Genomic DNA, 23,308 nt, shown 5'->3' on the forward strand with positions numbered 1-23,308 from the left:
GAGGAAATGACAACATGTGCGGTATTGTCGGTATCACCGGTTTCATGCCGGTCAACCAGTCGATCTATGACGCGTTAACGGTGCTCCAGCACCGCGGGCAGGATGCCGCAGGCATTTGTACTATCGATGCGCTGAAATGTTTTCGCCTGCGAAAGGCAAACGGCCTGGTCAGCGACGTTTTCGAAGCACGCCACATGCAGCGACTGCAGGGCAATATGGGGATCGGTCACGCGCGTTATCCCACCGCAGGCAGCTCAAGTGCCTCTGAAGCGCAGCCATTTTATGTAAACTCCCCGTATGGCATCACCCTGGCGCACAACGGTAATCTGACCAACGCACATGTGCTGCGTAAGCACCTGTTTGAAAAGGGTCGCCGCCACGTTAACACCACTTCAGATTCTGAAATCCTGCTGAATATTTTTGCGCAGGAGTTAGATCGTTTCCAGAACGATCCGCTGGAAGCTGACAACATTTTTGCTGCGGTGGCTGCCGTACATCAGCAGGTGCGCGGTGCCTACGCCGTCGTAGCGATGATTATCGGCCACGGTATGGTGGCCTTCCGCGACCCTAACGGCATCCGTCCGCTGGTGCTGGGCAAGCGCGTTATCGCCGATGGCCGCACCGAATATATGGTCGCCTCCGAGAGCGTCGCGCTGGATACGCTGGGCTTTGAGTTCATCCGTGACGTTGCTCCGGGTGAAGCGGTTTATGTCACTGAAGCAGGCCAGCTTTCGACCCGTCAGTGTGCTGAAAACCCAAAAAGCAATCCGTGCCTGTTCGAGTATGTCTACTTTGCGCGTCCGGACTCCTTCCTGGACAAGATTTCGGTCTACAGCGCCCGTGTCCGCATGGGCACCAAGCTGGGCGAGAAAATTGCCCGCGAGTGGGAAGATCTCGATATCGACGTCGTGATTCCGATTCCGGAAACCTCTACCGATATCGCGCTGGAAATCGCCCGTATTCTTGACAAGCCTTATCGCCAGGGCTTCGTGAAAAACCGTTACGTTGGTCGTACCTTTATCATGCCAGGCCAGCAGTTACGCCGCAGCGCGGTGCGCCGCAAGCTCAACGCGAACCGCGCTGAATTCCGTGAAAAAAATGTGCTGCTGGTGGATGACTCTATCGTACGTGGTACCACCTCAGAGCAGATCATTGAGATGGCGCGTGAAGCGGGTGCGAAACGGGTTTACCTGGCCTCAGCGGCACCGGAAATTCGTTTCCCGAACGTCTACGGCATCGATATGCCGAGCGCCACGGAACTGATTGCGCACGGCCGCGAAGTCGAAGAGATTCGACAGCTGATTAAAGCCGATGCACTGATTTTCCAGGATCTCGACGATCTGATCGAAGCGGTGCGTGAGGAGAATCCGGACATTGCACAATTTGAGTGCTCGGTGTTCAACGGCATTTACGTGACGAAAGATGTCGACCAGCAGTATCTGGAGTATCTGGAGTCGCTGCGTAATGATGATGCCAAAGCGCTTCAGCGCCAGAACGAAGTCGAAAACCTTGAGCTGCACAACGAAGGCTGATATCCACCCATAATCGGGCAGCATAAAACAGGGCGGGAGCAATCCCGCCCTGTTTGTTTTCAGAAACCCGCTGGCCGCGTATGATGGCACATTGGCTGACATAAGGTTGGAATATGAAACGACTCATCATTGGCATCTCTGGCGCAAGCGGGGTGATCTATGGCGTGCGCATGCTGCAGGTGTTGCAGCAGGTGGAAGAGGTAGAAACGCATCTGGTCATGAGCCAGGCGGCGCGTCAGACGCTGGGGCTGGAGAGCGACTATTCGTTGCGTGACGTGCAGGCGCTGGCCGATGTGGTGCATGACGTGCGCGATATTGCAGCAAATATCTCGTCGGGATCGTTTAAAACGCTGGGCATGGCGATTTTACCCTGCTCAATGAAAACGCTCTCTGGCATCGTCCACAGTTACAGTGACTCGTTGCTGACCCGTGCGGCTGACGTAGTGTTAAAAGAGCAGCGTAAGCTGGTGTTGTGCGTACGCGAAACCCCGCTGCATGTCGGCCACCTGCGGATGATGACCACCGCGGCCGAACTGGGTGCCATTATCATGCCGCCCGTGCCGGCATTTTATCATCGGCCTGAAACCATCGATCAGCTCATCGACCAGACTGTTAATCGGGTAATCGATCAGTTCGATATCGAATTACCGGAAGATCTCTTTATGCGCTGGCAGGGTGCATAAAGTTCCCCTGGCGCACTTATTTAGTGCATAAGCGCGCCTCGGATCACTCTTCGTGCATTTGACGCACCAAAAGTTAACAACGTCGCTTTTTCTCTTTTACTTCACTGCTATATTCCCCTCACAAACTCAGCGTTTTCGCCTGTCTGTCATCACGTTAACGGCGTGGATAACTTGCAGAACTGGCATGAAACATGCAAATTACTTTGCGCAAACACATCACGAACCACATAACAAAAAGCACTTCACTTGAGGGTAATCTATGAAAAAGCGTGTTCTGGCTCTTTCCCTGATGCTGGGCTTAACCAGTGCTGCCAGCGTCTTTGCGGCAGTTCCGGGTTCAATCCGTATCGGCACAGATCCAACTTACCCACCGTTTGAGTCGAAAGACGCGCAAGGCAAGTTAGTAGGCTTCGATATCGACCTCGCTAACGAAATCTGTAAACGCATTCATACCCAATGTACCTATGTTGAAAGCGACTTTGATGCGCTAATCCCCTCGCTGAAAGCGAAGAAAATTGATGCCATCATCTCCTCACTTTCCATCACAGCAAAACGTCAGGAAGAGATCGCCTTCTCGGAAAAACTCTATGCGGCGAACGCGCGTTTAGTCGCACCGAAGGGATCGAAAATTGAGCCGACCATTGAGTCGCTGAAAGGCAAAAACATCGGTCTGCTGCAGGGCACCACCCAGGAAACCTACGCCAATCAGAACTGGCGGCCAAAAGGGGTGAACGTTACGCCTTATGCTAACCAGGATCTGGTCTATCAGGATCTGAATGCCGGTCGTATTGATGCTGCCTTCCAGGATGAAGTGCAGGCCAGCGAAGGATTCCTGAAGCAGCCGGTCGGTAAAAATTACGCCTTCGCGGGTCCGGCCGTGAAAGATGACAAGATTTTTGGCGTCGGTACCGGCATGGGACTGCGTAAAGATGACAGCGAACTGAAAGCCGCCATCGACAAAGCTTTTGCTGATATACGTAAAGATGGCACTTACGACAAGATTGCGAAGAAATACTTCGATTTCAATGTGTACGGCGACTAATCATCCTGTCGCTTTACCCGCTGTGACCCGGCTGCCGTTGTGTCGGGCCTGAGCCGGTTCTGCCTGGCGCGGAAACCGGACAGGCTTTCTGGCGTATGGCATTCACACAGGAGAGGTAAGGCTAAACTGCCCGTCAATCACTGGCGGGCAGCGTTTCGTTTTCACCCCACGACAGGACCCTCTCGATGCTGTATGGCTATTCTGATGTAATTCTCCGGGGCACGCTGGTGACGCTGGAGCTGGCGCTCACCTCCGTCGTGCTGGCAGTGCTGCTGGGCCTGATAGGCGCAGGCGCGAAACTGTCGCGCAGCCGGCCACTGGCGATGATTTTTGAAGGCTACACCACGCTGATTCGTGGTGTGCCAGACCTCGTACTCATGCTGCTGATCTTCTATGGTCTGCAGATTGTCCTCAACCTGGTCACCGACGCACTGGGCATGGCGCAGTTTGATATCGACCCGATGGTTGCTGGTATCATCACGCTCGGCTTTATCTATGGTGCTTACTTCACCGAAACGTTCCGTGGCGCCTTTATGGCGGTGCCAAAAGGGCAGATTGAAGCGGCTACTGCGTTTGGCTTTACCGGCGCGCAGGTGTTCCGCCGCATTCTGTTTCCGGCCATGATGCGCTATGCGCTGCCGGGCATCGGAAATAACTGGCAGGTGATCCTGAAAGCTACCGCGCTGGTTTCGCTGCTGGGGCTGGAAGATGTGGTGAAGGCAACGCAGCTGGCGGGGAAAAGTACCTGGCAGCCGTTCTACTTCGCCATTGTCGCCGGTGTGATCTATCTGGTGTTCACCACGCTGTCGAACGGCGTGCTGTGGTGGCTGAACCGCCGCTATACGGTCGGTGTGAAGAGGGCGAGTTATGATTGAGATTATTCAGGAATACTGGAAATCGCTGCTCTGGACGGACGGCTATCGTTTTACCGGTGTGGCTATCACCCTGTGGCTGTTAATTCTCTCCGTCACCATTGGCGGCTGTCTGGCCATTCTGCTGGCGATAGCCCGGGTTTCGCCAAACCGTTTTATCAGCTTTCCGGTCTGGCTCTTTACCTACGTCTTTCGCGGCACGCCGCTCTATGTGCAGCTGCTGGTGTTCTACTCCGGCATGTACACGCTGGAGATTGTGAAAGGCACTGAACTGCTGAATGCCTTTTTCCGCAGTGGTCTGAACTGTACGCTGCTCGCCTTCACCCTCAACACCTGCGCCTACACCACGGAAATTTTTGCCGGTGCGATTCGCTCGGTGCCACACGGTGAAATTGAGGCGGCACGGGCGTACGGCTTCTCTACTTTTAAACTTTATCGCTGCATTATCCTGCCATCGGCGCTGCGTACGGCACTGCCGGCCTACAGCAACGAAGTGATTCTGATGCTGCACTCCACGGCGCTGGCCTTCACCGCCACCGTGCCGGATCTGCTGAAAATCGCGCGGGATATTAACTCGGCGACCTATCAGCCGTTTACCGCCTTTGGTCTGGCGGCTGTGTTGTACCTGATTATCTCTTACGTGTTGATCAGCCTGTTCCGCCTGGCGGAACGTCGCTGGCTGGCCCACGTGAAACCCTCTTCATCGCATTGAGAAGAACTATGGCTGACAATAAATTAAGCGTCACCGAATTGCATAAACGTTACGGTGAACATGAAGTGCTGAAAGGGGTCTCGTTAACTGCTAAAGCGGGCGATGTGATTAGTATCATTGGATCGTCCGGTTCAGGGAAAAGTACCTTTTTACGCTGCATTAACTTCCTCGAAAAACCGAGTGAAGGCAGCATCATGGTGAATAACCAACAAATTACCTTAGTCCGTGACAAAGATGGTCAGCTCAAAGTGGCTGACAAAGAGCAGCTGCGCGCGTTACGTACCAGCCTGACCATGGTGTTCCAGCACTTTAATCTGTGGAGTCACATGACCGTGCTGGAAAACGTGATGGAAGCGCCGATTCAGGTGCTGGGGCTGAGCAAAGCGGCGGCGCGTGAGCGTGCCATCAAATACCTCGATAAAGTCGGGATTGATGCGCGGGCGCAGGCAAAATATCCGGTGCACCTTTCTGGTGGTCAGCAGCAGCGTGTGTCGATTGCGCGCGCGCTGGCGATGGAGCCAGAAGTGTTGCTGTTTGACGAACCCACTTCGGCGCTTGATCCGGAACTGGTCGGGGAAGTACTGCGCATCATGCAGAAGCTGGCGGAAGAAGGAAAAACTATGGTGGTGGTGACCCACGAGATGGAGTTTGCCCGTCACGTCTCAAATCACGTGATTTTCCTGCATCAGGGAAAAATCGAAGAGCAGGGTCCGCCTGCGGAGGTGTTCGGCGGCCCGAAAAGTCCGCGTTTACAGCAGTTCCTCAAGGGATCGCTGAAGTAACGGTTATCGGGGAGGACAGGTGCGGGAAGCAGGACTCCGGCGTAACGTGCCCTGCGCCGGTACGCTGCCTGCCCGCTGCTTCACGTCTGCAGTAACTTCAGCGCCGTGTCCTCATCGGTCACCAGACCCGATACCCAGCCGCCCTGTAAGGCGGCTCGGATCGCCGGGTACTTGCGTTCGCTACCGGCAAAGCCAATGATTTTGCGTTGTGTCTGACTTTCCAGATGCACGCTGGTCAGGAGTTCATCCGTTTCCCCCCACACGCGTTCACCCTGCTGATTGAAAAAGTGACCGAGCATCTCGCCTGCGACGCCACGCGCATTCAGCGCCTCAACCTGCGCATCGGTAATAAATCCCTCGGCGTTCAGTGGACAGCCTGGCATCACTTCGCCAATCCCGACAAAGGCTACGTCTGCCCGTAAGGCGCGTTCGGTGACGCGCTGGTAGACCTTATGCTGCACCCACATCGCTTTATCCTCAGGCGTGTCGGCGTAGAGGGGGGCCGGAATAAAGAAATACTTACCCTGCATCTTTTCGGCCATCTTCAGCGGGACATCATAACGTGTTCCGGAATCATCCCGCGCGATGGCGCCAATCATCGAAACGCAATGATGCTGCGGGCGATCCACCCAGGGTAACGCGTCGATGATAGAGCGTAAGGTTTTACCGGAACCAATACCAAAGACCTGTGGCGCTTCCTCACTGATGAACTGTGCCATCACCGCCGCCCCTTCGACTGCCAGCATTTGCTGAATGGCATCCTCGTTCAGACTGGCCGAGGGCACGACGCGACAGAGATCCAGACCAAACTTCTCCTTGACCTCACGCGCCAGCTGCAGACAGTGCGTGACGGGATGATCGATTTTTACGTTTACCATGCCCATTTCACGAGCACTGGATACCAGACGCTGCGCCACCTGGCGCGATAATCCCAGTGCCTGCGCAATCTCCTGCTGTGTCACGCCCGCAACGTAATACATCCACGCGGCACGCGCGGCCAGCTCCTGCTTTTTCTCTTCTCTGCTCATCACGCTGTTCCGTCGAATTCAGGGAGACATCTTAGCGCGAGCCGTGCAAAAAGCGCTAATCGGGCAAAAGCCCAATAAAAGAGCAAAAGCATTATTTGTGACAGAGCTCGCAGAAGGGTCTGCGTGATGAACACTATGCTAACGGCTATCGGGCAAATGCCCCTCATCGTGGCAAATGTTTAATTGAGGCGATTATGACCAATCAATCCGTTTGGATGCATATCGGCGCAGGATCTTTTCATCGGGCACATCAGGCGTGGTATCTGCATCAGTTGCGTAAGCAGGGCGACGAAAGCTGGGGCATCGCACTGGGCAATATCCGCCAGGACGCCGCGCCGCTGCTTGATCAGCTCGCGCAGCAGCAGGGCGAATATGTGCTGGAAACCGTGACGCCTGAAGGTGAGCGCGACTATGAAACCATCACGTCGCTGCGCAAAATTTTGCCCTGGGACAGCGACATCAGCGCGCTGATTGAGCAGGGCGCGCGTGCGGAAACGCGAGTGATTAGCTTCACCGTGACTGAAGCAGGCTACTACCTGACGCCCGCGTTTACGCTGGATCTCAGTCAGGCGGACGTGAAGGCCGATCTGGGTGGCGATATCCGCACCCTCTACGGCGCACTCAGCCGCATTCTGACACAGCGAGTTGCCGAGGGCGGGGCACCGGTCACGCTGCTGAACTGCGACAATCTGCGTCACAATGGCGAGCGTTTTCGTGACGCCTTCCTGGCGTTTCTGACTGCCAAAGGCGATACCACGCTGGCCGACTGGGTGCGTGCACAGACCCGTTCACCGAATACCATGGTCGATCGCATAACGCCGCGACCCACCCCGCAGATGGCCGAACGCGTGCAGGCGGCGACCGGCAAACAGGATGGCGCAGCAGTAATGGCCGAATCTTTTATTCAGTGGGTCATTGAGGATGATTTCATTGCCGGACGCCCGGCACTGGAAAAGGCGGGCGTAGAGCTGGTGGAATCGGTGCTGCCGTGGGAAGAAGCGAAAATTCGCATCCTCAATGCGACCCATGCCGCGATTGCCTGGGCGGGCACGCTGATTGGGCTGAACTATATTGATGAGAGCACCCGTCATCCGGCCATTTATCAACTGGCGCACGACTACGTGACCCAGGATGTCATTCCCTCACTTTCGCCCAGCCCGCTCGATCTGGCGGATTATCGCGATGTGGTGCTGGCCCGCTTCAGTAATCCCTATATTCAGGACACCAATCAGCGCGTCGGTGCCGATGGCTTGTCCAAAATTCCCGGCATGGTGACGCCAACCCTGCAGGCGTGTTACCAGCGCGGCGTGCAGCCGGCCGCAACGGCGGTGATCCCGGCACTCTTCTTCCTGTTTATGCAGCGTTGGGCCAGTGACGACTTACCCTATCCCTATCAGGATGGTGCGCTTCAGGTCGAAACGCTGCGTAAACAGTTTGCCAGCGCCGATCCGCTCCGTGCGTTCCTGAGCGATCGCGCGCTGTTTGCGGAACTGGCGTCCGATAGGGCGTTTCATGAGCTGGTGACGCGCCGGGTGACGAGTCTGCAGCAGTGGCTGAAGCAGCCTGAACTGGCGGCGGTGTAATCATGTATCTCGGTATTGATATCGGTACTTCAGAGCTTAAAGCGCTGATCGTGAACACTCAGGGTGAGATTGTGGCGTCTCAGCACGCCACGCTCAGCGTGCAGCGTCCGCATCCTCACTGGGCAGAACAGGAACCTGAACGCTGGTGGCAAGCCTGCTGTGAGGTTCTGGCGGAATTGCGTCATCAGTTTCCTCAGGCATGGGCTGAGATTCGCGCGATAGGATTGTCCGGTCAGATGCACGGGGCCGTGCTGCTGGATGCCGGGGGCAGGGTGCTGCGTCCATGTATCCTGTGGAACGACACGCGCAGTGCACCGCAGTGTGAAAGGCTGGCGAAGCACCATCCCCGGATGATAGCGATCAGCGGCAATATGATTATGCCTGGCTTCACTGCACCGAAGCTCTGCTGGGTTGCGGAACATGAGCCAGAAATCTTCAGCCGCATCAATAAGGTTCTGCTGCCGAAAGATTACCTGCGCTGGCGTCTGACCGGGCGCTTTGTCACTGAGCCTTCGGATGCTGCCGGAACGCTGTGGCTCGACGTGTCACGGCGTGACTGGTCGGACGAACTGCTGGCCATCACCGGATTGAAGCGTTCCCAAATGCCTGAACTGGTGGAAGGCAGTGCAGTAAGTGGACATCTGCAGCCGACACTGGCGAGCGAGTGGGGCTTATCCACCTTAGTCAAGGTTGCAGGAGGCGGCGGGGACAATGCCGCGTCGGCCGTCGGGGTAGGTGCGGTGAACGCCGGGGATGCTTTTATCTCACTGGGGACGTCCGGGGTGATTTTTGTCGTCAATGACCGTTTACAGGCGGACCCGCAATCCGGGGTGCACGCCTTTTGCCATGCGCTACCGGGCCGCTGGCATCAGATGAGTGTGATGCTCAGCGCCGCCAGTTGTCTGCGCTGGCTGTGCAATCTGCTGTCAGTGAGTGAAAGCCAGCTGATGGAGGAGATGGCACAGCTCAGTGATGAACAGCTGCGTAGCGCCCCGATTTTTTTGCCCTATCTCTCCGGGGAGCGCACCCCTCACAACGATCCTGACGCCTCCGGTGCTTTCTTCAATCTGCGGCATGAAATGCCGCGCGCCCTGCTGGGCTATGCGGTGATTGAAGGCGTGGCATTTGGACTGGCTGATGGGGCAGAGGCGCTCGGCGAGGCCCGGCACCACATTCAGCAATACAGCCTCACCGGTGGGGGAGCGCGCAGCACGCTGTGGGCGCAATTGATTGCCGATGTGCTGCAACTGCCGGTTATTACCCACCCGGCCAGCGCCTCTGGCGCGCTGGGGGCGGCACGTCTGGCGTGGCTGGCTGAGGGCGGTGCTGAGCATGAGGTGTGTCTGAAGCCGCCAGTCCAGGCGCGCTATCAACCGAACAACGCTCGCGGAGCCGTGCTGCAACAGCGGCTGCGTCTGTTCCGGGAACTTTACATCCAGCAGCAACAGGTGCGTAACCTGCTGCCTGCATAACGACTAACCAAACAGAAGGTGATTGTGATGCAATCGAATGAATACTGGTTTGGCTTACCGAAAAAGATGTTCTGGGGCTTCCTCGCTATCGCCATCTTTATGGCGGGTGATGGCTTTGAAATGGCGTTTCTGTCGCGCCATATCACCGACATGGGCTTTTCGCCCGCGCAGTCTGCCGTCGTGTTCACCTTCTATGGTCTGGCAGCAGCGCTGGCAGCCTGGGCATCGGGCGTGGTCGCCGAGCTGATCACGCCGCAGCGCGCGATGATGATTGGCTTTGTGCTGTGGATCGTCATGCATGCACTGTTTATGTCGCTTGGGCTTGGGCTGCGTAATTATCCCCTTATGGTGCTGTTTTACGGCATTCGCGGGCTGGCTTATCCGCTGTTTATCTACTCTTTCATGATGATGCTGGTGCAGGTCTTACCGCGCGAGAAACTGGCGGCGGCGACCGGCTGGTTCTGGGCGATGTATTCAATCGGCATTGGCGTGGTGGGCAGCTATCTGCCCAGTCTGACCATTCCGATGCTGGGGGAGACCGGAACGCTGTGGCTGGCCATCATCTGGGTCGCCTGTGGTGGGATTCTTGCCTGGTTCAGCCTGCGCAACGTGCCGGTAGATCGTTCCCGCGTGAATCTGCCGATGCGTGAGAAGATGACAGAGATGTCGCGTGCCGTGACCATCCTGTTCACCAATCAGCATGTCTTTTATGCCTGCCTGATTCGCATCATCAACACGCTGTCGCTGTTTGGTTTCGCCATTATCATGCCACTGCTGTTTGTCGACCGTCTCGGCTTTACCCTTTCTGAATGGCTACAGATCTGGGCGGTGTTCTTCTTTGTTACCATCTTTACGAATATCTTCTGGGGCCTCACTGGTGAGAAGCTAGGCTGGATCCGTCAGGTACGCTGGTTTGGTTGCCTGGGCATGGCTATCTCCAGCCTGACATTCTATTACCTGCCGCTGCATGCGGGGCATAATTTCTGGGTCGCATTAATTCCTGCGGTCATGCTGGGGATCTTTGTTGCCGCGTTTGTGCCGATGACCGCCGTCTTTCCGACGCTGGAGCCGCATCACAAAGGGGCAGCGGTCTCGATTTACAATCTCTCCGCGGGACTCAGTAACTTTGTGGCACCGGCTATCGCCTCCATCATGCTGCCATTCTTCGACATCGTCGGAGTGGTATGGGCCTATACCGCGCTGTATGTGTTCGCTGGCGTGCTGACCTTTATTATCCGCGTGCCACAACCGGGGCACACGCGGGAAGAGAAGGCAATGCAGTCGCGGGTGGCCGGACAGCGTAGCTAATTACCCCTGCGGCGGCCCTGGGCCGCTGCAGGGTTATCCTGCGACATCCTGTAAGGCTTCCTGCAAATCGTACCAGCGGAAGCCGAAACCAGAGGCTTCCAGCCGCTTTGGCAGCACATGCTGTCCTCCCAACACCAGTACCGACGATTCGCCCATCATGAGCTTAATGGCGCTGGCTGGCGTGCGCATAAAGGCCGGACGATGCATCACCCGCCCCAGCGTGGCGGCAAACTGCTCATTACGTACCGCGTAAGGGGCCACCATGTTGAACGGGCCGTGCAGATCCTCATGATCCAGCAGCCAGAGAATCGCGTTGACCATGTCATCAATATGGATCCATGGCATATACTGTTTGCCACTGCCGATCGGCCCGCCCGCGCCAAACTTAAAGGGGAGTTTCATTTTACTGAGTGCGCCGCCTTCACGAGCCAGCACCACGCCGGTGCGTATCAGGCAGACGCGGGTGCGCTCACTCGCGGCGCTGAGCGCCAGCTGCTCCCAGCGGGCGCAGAGCTGATGGGTAAACTCATCCTGTCCCTGGTCCTCTTCAGTCAGCACCAGATCGCCGGTATTGCCATAGAAGCCAGTTGCCGAACCAGAAATCAGGACGGCGGGTGGCGTTGCACTGGCATTAATCAGTGAGGCAATCTGCTCGGTGATCTGCCAGCGGCTTTCGCACAGCTGCTGCTTGTGCGGTTCCGTCCAGCGCTTGTCGGCGATGGGTTCTCCCGCCAGATTAATTACCGCATCGATGTTATCCAGATTCGATTGTTGCGCCAGGCCTGACCAGAGTGCGACGTTCTCGCCCAGTTTTTCACGTGCGCTGACCACGTCACGTGTCACCACGCTTATCTGATGCCCCAGCTGTTGCAGGCGCGGGATCAGGTGTCGGCCAATCAGTCCCGTGCCACCGGTAATTAGAATGTGCATGTTGCGGCTCCCTTGATGTTTTTGTTATTTGCACCTTTCAGCATAGAAGAGTCGAGCCATTCCAGAGTGAGTCGCGTCGCGCTTTCTTATTCCGGTGGCAGAGATCGGAGCAGCTCAGCGTTGCCTTCGCAAAAAAAAATCGGTAAACATGATGCAACCCTGACAGCCAATTGAGGTAACCGATGAATTATCCGTCCATCACCCTGTGGTCAGATTCATCATTTTTCAGTCCTTACGCTATGTCTGCCTATGTTGCTCTTACCGAAAAAGGGATCCCATTCCAGCTGAAACGTGTCGATCTGTCGCAGAATCAGCAAAACGCCGCAGCATACCGCGAGCTGTCGCTGACCTGCCGTGTGCCGACTCTCCAGATTGATGACTTCCTGTTAAGCGAATCCTCGGCGATTACGGAATATCTCGAAGAGCGTTTTCCTGCCCCCGAATTTGAACGCCTCTATCCACGTGACCGTGAGAAGCGCGCCCGTGCCAGGGAGATTCAGGCCTGGCTACGCAGTGACTTCCTGTGGATCCGTCAGGAGCGTCCGACAGAAGTGTTGTTTGCTGGTGAGCGTTTTGCGCCACTGACTGCGTCAGCGCAGCAGGCGGTGGATAAACTGGTTACCGCTGTCGATCGTTTGCTGCCTGAGGGGCAACAGAACCTGTTTGGTGAGTGGTCCATCGCGGATACCGATCTGGCAGTAATGCTTAACCGGCTGGTATTACATGGCGATCCTTTGCCCGCCCGTCTGCGGCATTATGCTGAGTTTCAGTGGCAGCGCGCCTCGGTGCAGCTGTGGTTAGCAGAAAGTGGTAAAAATCGGTAACAGCCAGGGCTTGCTCAGGCTGTCGGAAGTGATTACCTTACGCCACATAAAAATAACGACGTGGCAAACTGCGTACACAACTGTACGCCAAACAGGAAAGGGTTACTGATGGTGGATCAAACTGCGGGTGACGGCATCGAGTGGGTCGATATCGTAAACGAAGAGAATGAAGTCGTTGCTCAGGCGACACGTGCGCAGATGCGTGCTCAATGCCTGCGTCACCGCGCTACCTATATTGTGGTTCATGACGGTATGGGTAAGATTCTGGTACAGCGTCGCACCGAGATAAAAGATTTTATGCCGGGCAAACTCGACGCAACCGCGGGCGGCGTGGTGCAGAGCGGTGAAGATATGCTGGAATCTGCGCGACGTGAAGCAGAAGAGGAGTTAGGGATCGCCGCGGTGCCATTTGCTGAACATGGCAAATTCTACTTCGAAGATCAGCACTGTCGTGTCTGGGGCGGTCTGTTCAGTTGTGTGTCACACGGGCCATTCGCCATGCAGGAATCGGAAGTCGATGAGATTATCTGGATGACGCCCGATGAGATCACCGCGCGTTGTGATGAGTTCACCGATGATTCGCTGAAAGCGCTCTCCCTGTGGATGAGCCGCAACGGCGATAACCGGGCCTGAAAACAGGCGCCTTAATTCAGGTTATTCATCTGCATCAGACCGGGCCGCTTTGTTACCGGCGAAAAAAAGGCATGCTCTGGGGCATGCCTTTTTCGTTATGACCAGCCGTTTAGCCTTCAGCCTGCTGAGACTGAATGGCGGTCAGGGCGATGGTGTAGACGATGTCATCCACCAGCGCACCGCGAGACAGGTCATTAACCGGCTTACGCATACCCTGCAGCATCGGTCCGATGGAGATCAGATCGGCTGAACGCTGTACTGCTTTGTAGGTGGTGTTACCGGTGTTGAGATCCGGAAAGATAAACACAGTAGCGCGCCCGGCAACCTGGGAATTCGGCGCTTTAGATTTCGCCACATCTTCCATGATCGCGGCGTCATACTGCAGCGGACCATCGATCACCAGATCAGGACGTTTCTCCTGCGCAATGCGCGTTGCTTCACGCACTTTCTCAACGTCGCTGCCCGCACCTGACGTGCCAGTAGAGTAGGAGATCATCGCAACACGCGGATCGATACCAAAGGCGCTGGCAGAATCAGCTGACTGGATAGCGATCTCAGCCAGCTGCTCAGCGGTCGGATCCGGGTTAATGGCACAATCACCGTAAACCAGCACCTGCTCCGGCAGCAGCATAAAGAACACCGAGGATACCAGTGAGCTGTTAGGCGCGGTTTTGATCAACTGCAGCGGCGGACGAATGGTGTTGGCGGTCGTATGAACCGCACCTGACACCAGGCCATCCACTTCGCCGCTCTCCAGCATCATGGTGCCGAGTACCACGTTATCTTCCAGCTGCTCCTGAGCGACGACTTCGGTCATGCCTTTGCTCTTACGCAGCTCAACCAGACGCGGCACATAGTTTTCACGAACCTGTTCCGGGTCAACAATCTCAACGCCTTTGCCCAGTTCAACACCCTGAGCCGCAGCGACACGCTGAATCTCCTCCGGGTTACCTAACAGTACGCAGGTGGCGATGCCGCGTTCAGCACAGATAGCAGCCGCTTTAACCGTACGCGGCTCATCACCCTCTGGCAGCACCACGCGTTTGCCCGCTTTACGCGCCAGCTCGGTAAGCTGATAGCGGAAGGCGGGTGGTGACAGGCGACGGCTGCGTTCAGATGTGGCGGTCAGTGACTCAATCCACTCTGCATTAATGTAGCTGGCGACATATTCCTGCACTTTCTCGATGCGCTGCGTGTCATCAGCAGGCACTTCAAGATTAAAGCTCTGCAGGCTCAGTGAGGTCTGCCAGGTATTGGTTTTCACCATAAACACCGGCAGGCCGGTCTGGAAGGCGCGGTCGCAGAGACGGGCAATGCGATCGTCAATCTCGTAGTTACCGGTCAGCAGGATTGCGCCAATCTCAATGCCGTTCATCGCGGCCAGACAGGCGGCGACCAGCACATCCGGACGGTCAGCAGAAGTCACCAGCAGTGAGCCAGGACGAAAATGCTCCAGCATGTGCGGAATACTGCGGGCGCAGAAGGTAACAGATTTAACCCGGCGAGTCTGAATCTCACCTTCATTGATGATGCGAGCATCCAGGTGGCGGCACATATCGATCGCGCGGGTAGCAATCAGATCAAAGCTCCACGGCACGCAGCCCAGCACCGGCAGCGGACTGTCTGAGAACAGTTGCTTAGGATCGATATTGGCAATACTGGCTTTTGATGAGTCATCAAAGATTTCTGACAGGTCAGGGCGGGTACGTCCCTGATCGTCAACCGGTGCGTTGAGTTTGTTGATGATCACGCCAGTGATATTTTTGTTCTTCTGACCGCCGAAGCTGCTTTGCGTCAGTTCAATGCGCTCTTTCAGCTGTGCCGGAGAGTCATTGCCCAGCGCCATCACGAAGACGATTTCCGCGTTCAGGGTTTTCGCGATTTCATAGTTCAGCGCGTTGGCGAACTGATGCTTACGGGTTGGAACCAGACCTTCAACCAGCACCACTTCCGCATCCTGGGTGTTGGCATGGTAACGGGAGATGATCTCTTCCATCAGCACATCCTGCTGGTTGGAGCCCAGCAGTGACTCAACACGCGACATCTGCAGCGGTTCTGCGGCAGGAATCGAGGAGTTCTTACGGATGATGGTGGTGGTTTGATCCGGGGTGTCGCCGCCAGCACGTGGCTGAGCAATTGGCTTAAAGACGCTAAGGCGAACGCCTTTACGTTCCATGGCGCGAATAACGCCAAGGCTGACGCTGGTCAGGCCGACGCTGGTGCCGGTCGGAATGAGCATAATTGTACGTGACACGTTTGAACCTCTCAGTAGTGGCAGGGTGTCAAAAACAACTCCGTCAGCCTGAGCTGACGGAGAGAAGTATTTTACGCAGTCAGACGCGCGGCGTCCTGGGCAATGACCAGCTCTTCGTTGGTCGGAATGACCAGCGCCGGGCGGGTGCCTTCTTTATTGATGTAACCTGACTTGCCGAAACGGGCCGCCAGGTTGCGCTCGTGGTCGACGTCGAAGCCCAGCAGTGCCAGTTTTTTCAGTGAAAGCTCACGGACCATCGCGGCGTTTTCACCGATGCCGCCAGTGAACACGACGGCGTCAAGACGGCCATCCATCAGCGCGGTGTAGCTGCCGATATATTTCGCCAGGCGATGACAGAAGACATCCATTGCGCGCTTCGCATCTTCTTTGGTGGTGTAGTTGTCTTCTACGTAGCGGCAGTCGCTGGTGACTTCGGTCAGACCTAACAGGCCTGACTCTTTGGTCAGCAGTTTATTGATGGCGTCAACGCTCATACCCAGCGTATCGTGCAGGAAGAAGATGATCGCGGGATCGATGTCGCCACTGCGGGTTCCCATCACCAGACCTTCCAGCGGAGTCAGACCCATTGAGGTGTCTACGCACTCGCCGTTACGAATGGCAGAAACTGAACCACCATTACCGAGGTGACAGGTGATAATGTTCAGGGACTCAAGCGGCTTATTAAGCATTTTGGCGGCTTCGTGAGTCACATAGAAATGGCTGGTGCCATGCGCGCCATAGCGACGAACGCCATGCTCTTTATATAATTTGTACGGTAGCGCATAGAGATAAGACTCTTCCGGCATTGTCTGATGGAAAGCGGTGTCGAATACCGCGACATTCTTATCTGACAGGTGCGGGAAGTTTTTCATCGCTTCATCAATACCGATCAGATGAGCCGGATTGTGCAGCGGTGCAAAAGAGGAGGCGTCTTTGATGCCCTGTACCACGTCTTCAGTGATGATGACTGACTGCGTCAGCTTCTCGCCGCCATGTACGATACGATGGCCGATTGCAGCAATTTGTGCCGAAAGCTCAGGTTTTTGTGCCAGAATGGTTTTAACGATAAAGTTCAGCGCTTCGCTGTGCGCTGCGCCAGCACCCAGAGGCGCTTCCTGTTTTTCGCCTTCCAGCTTCCATTTGATGCGGGCTTCAGGAAGATGGAAACATTCCGCCAGGCCTGACAGGAACTCTTCACCGCTGGCAGGGTTAAGGATGGCAAACTTGAGGGAAGAGCTGCCACAGTTCAGAACCAGAACTAACTTACTCGACATGGAAGTACCTATTTTTTGAGAGTGGCTAAATATAACGCAATCAGACTATCAGCGTAGCCCATGAAAGCTGGTAGATTAATGACAAACATCATGCGGTAGACAGAAATTCTCAATTCCGCAAAAAATTTTAGCAATCTTACGTGAAAATTTTAAGATTGCCTTGTCGAAATATGGCTCAGGCCTCTTCCCAAAGGCGCATTCCGCTCCCGGAGAGGTTTAAAACGGCGTCAGAATAGCCGGAGTCCTCTTTAAAGACAAAAATAATTGAAGGTTGTTACGTAAAGTTGTGTCTTTATAACTATTTTTTAATCTTTGCAGCATTAGTTGAGGTGAGCCATGGCGAATGAATCTGGCAGTACCAATTGGTTTCGGATGTTTCAGCGCGGCCAACACTATATGAAGACCTGGCCCGCTGATAAGCGCCTGGCCCCGGTGTTCCCGGAAAACCGCGTTTCATCGGCAACGCGTTTCGCCATTCGCTTTATGCCACCTCTGGCGATTTTTACGCTGACCTGGCAGATCGCGATGGGCGGTCAGTTAGGTCCGGCAGTAGCAACGGCGCTGTTTGCCTGTAGCCTGCCGATGCAGGGACTGTGGTGGCTGGGTAAGCGTTCAGTAACGCCGCTACCGCCTACGCTGCTTAACTGGTTTCATGAAGTGCGTGCCCGGCTGGAAGAAGCGGGGCAGGCGATAGCACCGGTAGAAGGCAAGCCGACTTATCAGGCACTGGCCGATCTGCTTAAGCGGGCGTTTAAACAACTCGACCGCACCTTCCTCGACGATCTCTGACCCATCCCGGGCTGGCGGTAAAATAGTTACCGCTAACCTGCGGCTAAATCAAAGAAAGGCGATACGGCGATTCCCGTGTTGCTAACGCTGTGCAATCATTTCTCCATTGTCGATTAACTGAGCGGTCTCTGACCGGGAGTAAATGATGGAAATGACCCATGCGCAGCGTCTGATTCTTACCAACCAGTACAAAATCATGGCCATGCTTGAGCCGGAAAACGCTGAACGTTTTCGCCGTTACCAGACCATTATCGAACGCGGTTATGCGCTGCAGATGCGCGAGCTGGATAAAGAGTTTGGCGAACTGAGTGAAGCGATCTGCCGGACAGTGATCGACATAATGGAGATGCATCACGCACTGCACGTCTCCTGGTCGAATCTTAAAGAGAAAAGTCAGGTTGAGGAGCGCCGTCTCGCCTTTCTGGGCTTTGATGCGGCAACAGAAGCACGCCTGCTGGGCTACGTCCGTTTTATGGTCAATACCGAAGGGCGTTATACCCACTTCGATTCCGGTACACACGGTTTTAACGCGCAGACCCCGATGTGGGAAAAGTATCAACGGATGTTAGCTTTGTGGCAGACTTGTCCGCGCCAGTACCATTTAAGTGCAAACGAAATTGCGCAAGTGATTAATGCCTGATGAGGAGAAGCGCGTGACCTACAGAGGTTTTCTATTTGATTTAGACGGCACGCTGGTAGATTCACTGCCAGCGGTTGAACGAGCCTGGAGCCAGTGGGGTGCCCGTCATGGTATCGCCGCTGATGAGATCCTGGATTTCATCCATGGCAAACAGGCGATTACCTCTCTGCGTCATTTCATGGCAGGCCAGTCGGAAGAGGCTATCCAGGCAGAGTTTGTCGCGCTGGAGCAGGCTGAAGCGGCAGACACCGACGGTGTGCAGGCGCTGCCAGGCGCCCATGCGCTGCTGAACCGGCTGAATGAGTTGCAGATTCCCTGGGCGATAGTCACCTCTGGCTCGGTGCCGGTCGCTCATGCCCGTCACAAAGCGGCAGGATTACCGAAGCCCGCCGTGTTCATTACCGCTGAGCAGGTCGCTAAAGGCAAACCTGAGCCCGATCCTTACCTGCTTGGTGCGGAGAAGCTGGGGTTAGCGGCGACGTCATGTGTGGTGGCAGAAGATGCACCCGCGGGTATTTTATCCGGCCTGAACGCGGGTTGTGCGGTAATTGCCATCAATGCTCCGGCGGAGACACCGCGGCTGGATGACGTGGCGCTTCGGCTCGACTCACTGGCGTCTCTGGTTGTCACCCGCGAGTCTGACGGCAGCTTTACCTTCAGCCAGCAGGCTTAAAGATTTGCCCGGCGGCCAGGCCGTCGGGTTTACAGTGGCGTATCCTGCGAAATTTCATCCAGCGACAGGCTGAAACTCGGAATAAACACCTCAACGAAGTAATCCATCTCCAGCGAACGCCGCTGCGCTAACGTCTTTTCCAGTCGCGCTTTGGCCAGTAAAAATTCGTTATTTCCGGCAGACAACTCCTCAAGACACTTAACGTAGGCGCAGAGTGCATCCGCCTGTTTTACAACGGCCTGCTCCTCTCCACTGTGCAGATGCTCATCAATCAGCGGGCGATAGATTGCCTGAAACTCTTCCGGCAGCATCTCAATCAGCTTCTGCTGGGCAATCTTCTCGATTTTCTTATATTCGTGGGCAATCTGTGCGTTGTAATACTTAACCGGAGTGGGTAAATCGCCGGTGAGCACTTCGCTGGCGTCATGATAAAGCGCCAGCATGGCGATGCGGTCGGCATTAAGCGAGCCGCCAAATTTAAGATTTTTGATGACGGCCAGCGCGTGCGCCACCATGGCGACCTGCAGACTGTGTTCAGAAACATTCTCGGTACGCACATTGCGCATCAGTGGCCAGCGGTTGATCAGCTTAAGACGGGAGAGGTGAGCAAAGAAGTGGCTTTGTGTCATGAGCGTTCCTGTTAGCAGGCAGGGGAGAGACAGGCTCTCCCCAAATAGCATCAGTATACGCGGGCGTGATTACTGGCGATAGCCTTGCAGGAAGCGACCAAATTTATTAATCGCCATCTCCAGATCATCCACACGAGGCAGCGTAACAATGCGCAGGTGATCGGGCCATGGCCAGTTGAACGCGCTACCCTGTACCAGCAGCACCTTCTCCTGAAGGAGAAAATCCAGCACCATTTTTTGATCGTCAAAGATATTAAATTTTTTGGCGTCAATTTTTGGGAACATGTAGAGCGCGCCCTGCGGCTTCACACAGCTGACGCCGGGAATATCGTTGATCAATTCCCAGGCACGCTGGCGCTGCTCATAGAGACGACCGCCAGGCATGATAAATTCGCTGATGCTCTGGTAGCCGCCGAGCGCTGTCTGGATGGCATGCTGGGCCGGTACGTTGGCACACAGGCGCATAGACGCCAGCATCTCCAGCCCTTCAATGTAGCCTTTCGCATGTTTCTTCGGCCCGTTGAGTACCATCCAGCCCTGACGGAAGCCGGCTACACGATAGGTTTTAGACAGGCCATTGAAGGTCACGGTCAGCAGATCCGGGGCCAGGGCAGCGATGCAGTGGTGCTGTGCCTCGTCGTAAAGGATCTTGTCGTAGATCTCATCAGCAAAGATGATCAGGTTATGCTGACGCGCAATTTCAACCACTTCTAACAGCAGTTCTTTGCTGTAGACCGCGCCGGTCGGGTTATTCGGGTTGATAATTACAATACCGCGGGTACGGGGTGTTATCTTGCTGCGGATATCATCCAGGTCAGGGAACCAGCCTGCTGACTCATCACACAGATAGTGCACCGCTTTTCCGCTGGAGAGGGAAACCGCAGCCGTCCACAACGGATAGTCAGGTGCTGGCACCAGCATTTCGTCGCCGCTGTTCAGTAACGCCTGCATCGCCTGGACAATGAGTTCTGAAACGCCGTTGCCAATGTAGATATCTTCTACCGTGACATCACGCATGTCGCGCGCCTGATAGTGCTGCATGATCGCTTTACGGGCGGAATAGAGCCCCTTGGAGTCGCAATAGCCCTGAGCGCTGGGAAGATTACGAATTACATCGACCAGAATCTCGTCCGGTGCTTCGAAACCGAACGGCGCCGGATTGCCGATGTTCAGTTTAAGAACTTTATTGCCTTCTTCTTCGAGGCGCTTCGCCTCTTTCAGGACCGGGCCACGGATGTCATAGCAGACGTTATCGAGTTTTCCGGATTTATCTATTTGAAAAGTCATTGTTACCGCCTTAACGGGCAGAATCCTTTTTGGCTGCCACTGAAATCGAACCAGCACAATGTACTCTCCTGCCGGTCACAAATGAAGGGTGCCGCCCCGTTTTGGCGGGTTCGACAACTTTTTAGACGGTGAGTAGCGTAAAAAAGATTTAACAAGGCGTGAGATGGTTGATAAAACCAAAAATGATGTATATAGAAATATTTTAAACTATCTAAAGGGGTGCTGAGACAACATAAGGCTCTGGTATTGTGAAATGAAATATGAACGTTATGTAAAGGACGCTTTTCTTTGCACCTGAAATATACACCCAGGTAAATAGTTAAAGGATATTTTATAAATGTTCACTTTGTGGACAATTTTATGACGCGTGCAACGTCTACGCCTTAACACTGCTTAAGAGTTGCCTGTTTAAGGCCTTGTGATCGCCGGAAAATTACCAAATGACGAGGCGTTTCTGGCACGCATTTATCAGGATTGTGAGCAGTACTTAACACTTCTTCACTAAATTTCGGAACGCTGAAGGCTTAAAAAGTGATCAATAATGTGGCATAAGGGTCCGGAAATGCCTTTAGCACAAAATTTACAGCGCTTTTCACAAAATCATTTCCATTTTGAAGTCAAAAATGATTAAGTATAATTTATTATTTAATGCACATGGCCGCTTCGTCTTACTGGCCTGAAAAGTGCGATTTTTATCCCGCCCGATTATTTCTGGTGGGAATAAGACAACTACGCAGCTTCCTGCATTTGCGCACCCCAGCGCCATCGGTTCAGAAGTTGTATCTGTCTTGAAAAGTACTATGGATTGAAAAGCGCTATGGCCCTTTCAGGGGAGTCAACAGTGCAGGATCCACATAAATTTTTTTTGTGTCAGTCTTCACACAGGACTGTCATTAAGCACCATTACTGCTTATCACTTTGATAAGCTTGTAATAACACCAGGGTAGTAGTTCGTAAAAATCTTATAAGTGAAGAAAAAACATGACTAATGCAAATCGTCCGATACTTAATCTCGACCTCGATCTGCTGAGAACTTTCGTTGCCGTTGCGGATTTGAATACCTTTGCAGCGGCCGCTGCAGCGGTCTGCAGAACGCAGTCAGCAGTCAGTCAGCAAATGCAGCGTCTGGAACAACTGGTAGGTAAAGAGCTGTTTGCCAGACATGGACGTAACAAGCTGTTAACAGAGCACGGTATCCAGCTTTTAGGCTATGCGAGAAAAATTCTTCGTTTTAACGACGAAGCCTGCACATCTCTGATGTACAGTAACATTCAGGGCGTCCTGACCATTGGTGCCTCTGATGATACCTCTGACACTATTCTGCCTTTCCTGTTAAACCGGGTAACCTCGGTTTATCCGAAACTGGCAATCGATGTGCGGGTTAAACGTAATCCATTTATGATGGAAATGCTCAATCAGGGTGAAGTGGACCTGGTCGTGACCACCTCCAGCCCGGGCAACTTTACCTATCAGGTCCTGCGTACCTCACCTACGTTGTGGTACTGCGCAGCGGATTATATTTTCCAGCGCGGCGAAGCCATTCCATTGGTGCTGCTGGATGAGCCAAGTCCTTACCGCGATATGGCAATTGATCATCTCAATGAAGCGGGTATCCCGTGGCGTATCTCTTATGTCGCTTCCACACTGGCTGCAGTACGTGCCGCGGTAAAAGCGGGGCTGGGCGTAACTGCGCGTCCGGTAGAGATGATGAGCCCGGAACTGCGCGTGATGGGTGCGGCGGAAGGGCTGCCGGTTCTGCCAGATACGCAATATTTGCTGTGCCGCAATCCTGACAGCGATAATGAGCTGGCGCTGGCAATCTTCAACGCCATGCAGTCCACCAATGATCCTTATAACCTGAGCAACAATCCAGATGGTACATTGCTGCTGGATGACGAAGAGTAATTTCGCTAACGTGTTGTACTCAACACTGGCGTGATTGCCTTAACAAACGCTTATACATAGGCCTCTCTTTTCCTGAACAGAATGAGAGGCTTTTTTATTTCTGACACTCTTCAGACTTTTCCCACCTGCCACTCTGCCTGATGTAAAACCCTCACTACATTTCACTCACTAAGGAACTGAAACTTGCCAACCGACTAAATGAACCATTTGTTCCGGATTGCAGCTTGAGGTGAAGAAATTTAACGCAAAAAGGGCAGAACTGTGTTCTGGATCAAGAAAATACCCCTGATAAGGGGAAGGAAAACAGAGTCATACCTGTCAAAATATGTTTGTTAAATGCACGATCCATGCATGTGAATACCCGCTACACTAAAATTAACCCTACAGACTGAAGCGATTTAGCTGGAAAGCGGGGCATCATTTGTTAATAATATGATGCAGGTGTGAAATAATGTT

Annotated in this window: 21 protein-coding genes; 15 read left to right on the forward strand and 6 right to left on the reverse strand. The window is 54.3% G+C overall.

All coding sequences use genetic code 11. The features are described 5' to 3' along the window. Nucleotides 1-14: 14 nt before the first annotated feature. The 6 genes from purF (at nt 15) to hisP (ending at nt 5,623) form a co-directional block, all read left to right on the forward strand. Nucleotides 15-1,532: an amidophosphoribosyltransferase gene (purF, locus tag ACTJKZ_RS01350; RefSeq protein WP_440829119.1), complete on the forward strand. Its 1,518-nt coding sequence runs from the start codon at nt 15-17 to the stop codon at nt 1,530-1,532. Nucleotides 1,533-1,645: 113 nt separating this feature from the next. Continuing rightward, nucleotides 1,646-2,215, forward strand: coding sequence for a UbiX family flavin prenyltransferase (locus ACTJKZ_RS01355; RefSeq protein WP_013358589.1), 570 nt, complete (start codon nt 1,646-1,648; stop codon nt 2,213-2,215). Between the two features lie 259 nt (nt 2,216-2,474). Next, entirely contained in the window at nt 2,475-3,257 is a 783-nt protein-coding gene (gene argT, locus ACTJKZ_RS01360; protein WP_222925187.1) for a lysine/arginine/ornithine ABC transporter substrate-binding protein ArgT, read from the forward strand. 185 nt (nt 3,258-3,442) lie between these two features. Then, nucleotides 3,443-4,132 (forward strand): histidine ABC transporter permease HisQ, encoded by a 690-nt coding sequence (locus tag ACTJKZ_RS01365; RefSeq protein WP_440829120.1) that lies wholly within the window; start codon nt 3,443-3,445, stop codon nt 4,130-4,132. Next, nucleotides 4,125-4,841: an ABC transporter permease gene (locus tag ACTJKZ_RS01370; RefSeq protein WP_033733383.1), complete on the forward strand. Its 717-nt coding sequence runs from the start codon at nt 4,125-4,127 to the stop codon at nt 4,839-4,841. Before ACTJKZ_RS01365 ends, ACTJKZ_RS01370 begins: the two co-directional genes overlap by 8 nt. 8 nt (nt 4,842-4,849) lie before the next feature. Then, nucleotides 4,850-5,623: a histidine ABC transporter ATP-binding protein HisP gene (gene hisP, locus ACTJKZ_RS01375; protein WP_440829121.1), complete on the forward strand. Its 774-nt coding sequence runs from the start codon at nt 4,850-4,852 to the stop codon at nt 5,621-5,623. Nucleotides 5,624-5,703: 80 nt separating this feature from the next. Here hisP and ACTJKZ_RS01380 read toward each other — a convergent pair whose 3' ends face one another. Then, nucleotides 5,704-6,651 carry a sugar-binding transcriptional regulator gene (locus ACTJKZ_RS01380; protein WP_161733385.1) on the reverse strand — a complete coding sequence of 316 codons (948 nt, stop codon included), beginning with the start codon at nt 6,649-6,651 and terminating at the stop codon, nt 5,704-5,706. Between the two features lie 194 nt (nt 6,652-6,845). Between ACTJKZ_RS01380 and dalD the strand changes: the two genes are divergently transcribed. Genes dalD through ACTJKZ_RS01395 form a run of 3 tightly spaced genes read left to right on the forward strand, consistent with a single transcriptional unit; the run spans nt 6,846 to nt 11,014 of the window. Then, nucleotides 6,846-8,234 (forward strand): D-arabinitol 4-dehydrogenase, encoded by a 1,389-nt coding sequence (gene dalD / locus ACTJKZ_RS01385; RefSeq protein ID WP_440829122.1) that lies wholly within the window; start codon nt 6,846-6,848, stop codon nt 8,232-8,234. A 2-nt stretch (nt 8,235-8,236) separates the two neighbouring features. Continuing rightward, the gene (gene xylB / locus ACTJKZ_RS01390; RefSeq protein ID WP_253419434.1) at nt 8,237-9,706 is read left to right on the forward strand and encodes a xylulokinase; all 1,470 of its coding nucleotides are present in this window, start codon (nt 8,237-8,239) and stop codon (nt 9,704-9,706) included. Nucleotides 9,707-9,733: 27 nt separating this feature from the next. Beyond that, nucleotides 9,734-11,014, forward strand: a complete 1,281-nt coding sequence (locus ACTJKZ_RS01395; protein ID WP_161733380.1) for an MFS transporter — start codon at nt 9,734-9,736, stop codon at nt 11,012-11,014. Nucleotides 11,015-11,047: 33 nt separating this feature from the next. On the opposite strand, the gene ACTJKZ_RS01400 is transcribed toward ACTJKZ_RS01395, so the two are convergent. Next, nucleotides 11,048-11,944, reverse strand: coding sequence for a TIGR01777 family oxidoreductase (locus tag ACTJKZ_RS01400; protein ID WP_161733378.1), 897 nt, complete (start codon nt 11,942-11,944; stop codon nt 11,048-11,050). Nucleotides 11,945-12,126: 182 nt separating this feature from the next. On the opposite strand from ACTJKZ_RS01400, the gene yfcF reads away from it, so the two are divergent. Both yfcF and yfcD read left to right on the forward strand, forming a co-directional pair. Then, nucleotides 12,127-12,768, forward strand: a complete 642-nt coding sequence (gene yfcF, locus ACTJKZ_RS01405; protein WP_161733376.1) for a glutathione transferase — start codon at nt 12,127-12,129, stop codon at nt 12,766-12,768. A 108-nt stretch (nt 12,769-12,876) separates the two neighbouring features. Further along, nucleotides 12,877-13,401, forward strand: coding sequence for an NUDIX hydrolase YfcD (yfcD, locus tag ACTJKZ_RS01410; protein ID WP_003854255.1), 525 nt, complete (start codon nt 12,877-12,879; stop codon nt 13,399-13,401). A 109-nt stretch (nt 13,402-13,510) separates the two neighbouring features. On the opposite strand, the gene pta is transcribed toward yfcD, so the two are convergent. Both pta and ackA read right to left on the reverse strand, forming a co-directional pair. After that, entirely contained in the window at nt 13,511-15,640 is a 2,130-nt protein-coding gene (gene pta, locus ACTJKZ_RS01415; RefSeq protein WP_033733375.1) for a phosphate acetyltransferase, read from the reverse strand. A gap of 86 nt (nt 15,641-15,726) precedes the next feature. Beyond that, the gene (gene ackA / locus ACTJKZ_RS01420; RefSeq protein ID WP_033733374.1) at nt 15,727-16,929 is read right to left on the reverse strand and encodes an acetate kinase; all 1,203 of its coding nucleotides are present in this window, start codon (nt 16,927-16,929) and stop codon (nt 15,727-15,729) included. 336 nt (nt 16,930-17,265) lie between these two features. On the opposite strand from ackA, the gene yfbV reads away from it, so the two are divergent. The 3 genes from yfbV to ACTJKZ_RS01435 all read left to right on the forward strand — a co-directional run bounded on the left by yfbV (nt 17,266) and on the right by ACTJKZ_RS01435 (nt 19,031). Further along, the gene (gene yfbV, locus ACTJKZ_RS01425) at nt 17,266-17,718 is read left to right on the forward strand and encodes a terminus macrodomain insulation protein YfbV (protein WP_161733374.1); all 453 of its coding nucleotides are present in this window, start codon (nt 17,266-17,268) and stop codon (nt 17,716-17,718) included. Between the two features lie 145 nt (nt 17,719-17,863). Further along, a complete protein-coding gene (locus ACTJKZ_RS01430; protein ID WP_161733470.1) occupies nt 17,864-18,358 on the forward strand; it encodes a YfbU family protein in 495 nt (164 codons plus the stop codon). 13 nt (nt 18,359-18,371) lie between these two features. Next, the gene (locus tag ACTJKZ_RS01435) at nt 18,372-19,031 is read left to right on the forward strand and encodes a sugar phosphatase (RefSeq protein ID WP_161733372.1); all 660 of its coding nucleotides are present in this window, start codon (nt 18,372-18,374) and stop codon (nt 19,029-19,031) included. A 29-nt stretch (nt 19,032-19,060) separates the two neighbouring features. On the opposite strand, the gene yfbR is transcribed toward ACTJKZ_RS01435, so the two are convergent. Together yfbR and ACTJKZ_RS01445 are read right to left on the reverse strand one after the other, a co-directional pair. Next, complete coding sequence (yfbR, locus tag ACTJKZ_RS01440) at nt 19,061-19,660, reverse strand: 5'-deoxynucleotidase (RefSeq protein ID WP_161733370.1); 600 nt, start codon at nt 19,658-19,660, stop codon at nt 19,061-19,063. 69 nt (nt 19,661-19,729) lie between these two features. Next, complete coding sequence (locus ACTJKZ_RS01445; protein ID WP_033733369.1) at nt 19,730-20,947, reverse strand: pyridoxal phosphate-dependent aminotransferase; 1,218 nt, start codon at nt 20,945-20,947, stop codon at nt 19,730-19,732. A 981-nt stretch (nt 20,948-21,928) separates the two neighbouring features. Here ACTJKZ_RS01445 and lrhA point away from each other — a divergent pair. Beyond that, nucleotides 21,929-22,852: a transcriptional regulator LrhA gene (gene lrhA, locus ACTJKZ_RS01450; protein WP_013358575.1), complete on the forward strand. Its 924-nt coding sequence runs from the start codon at nt 21,929-21,931 to the stop codon at nt 22,850-22,852. Nucleotides 22,853-23,308 lie beyond the last annotated feature (456 nt).

The sequence above is a fragment of the Pantoea sp. 22096 genome, from assembly GCF_052045955.1.
GTDB classification, from domain to species: domain Bacteria; phylum Pseudomonadota; class Gammaproteobacteria; order Enterobacterales; family Enterobacteriaceae; genus Pantoea; species Pantoea alfalfae.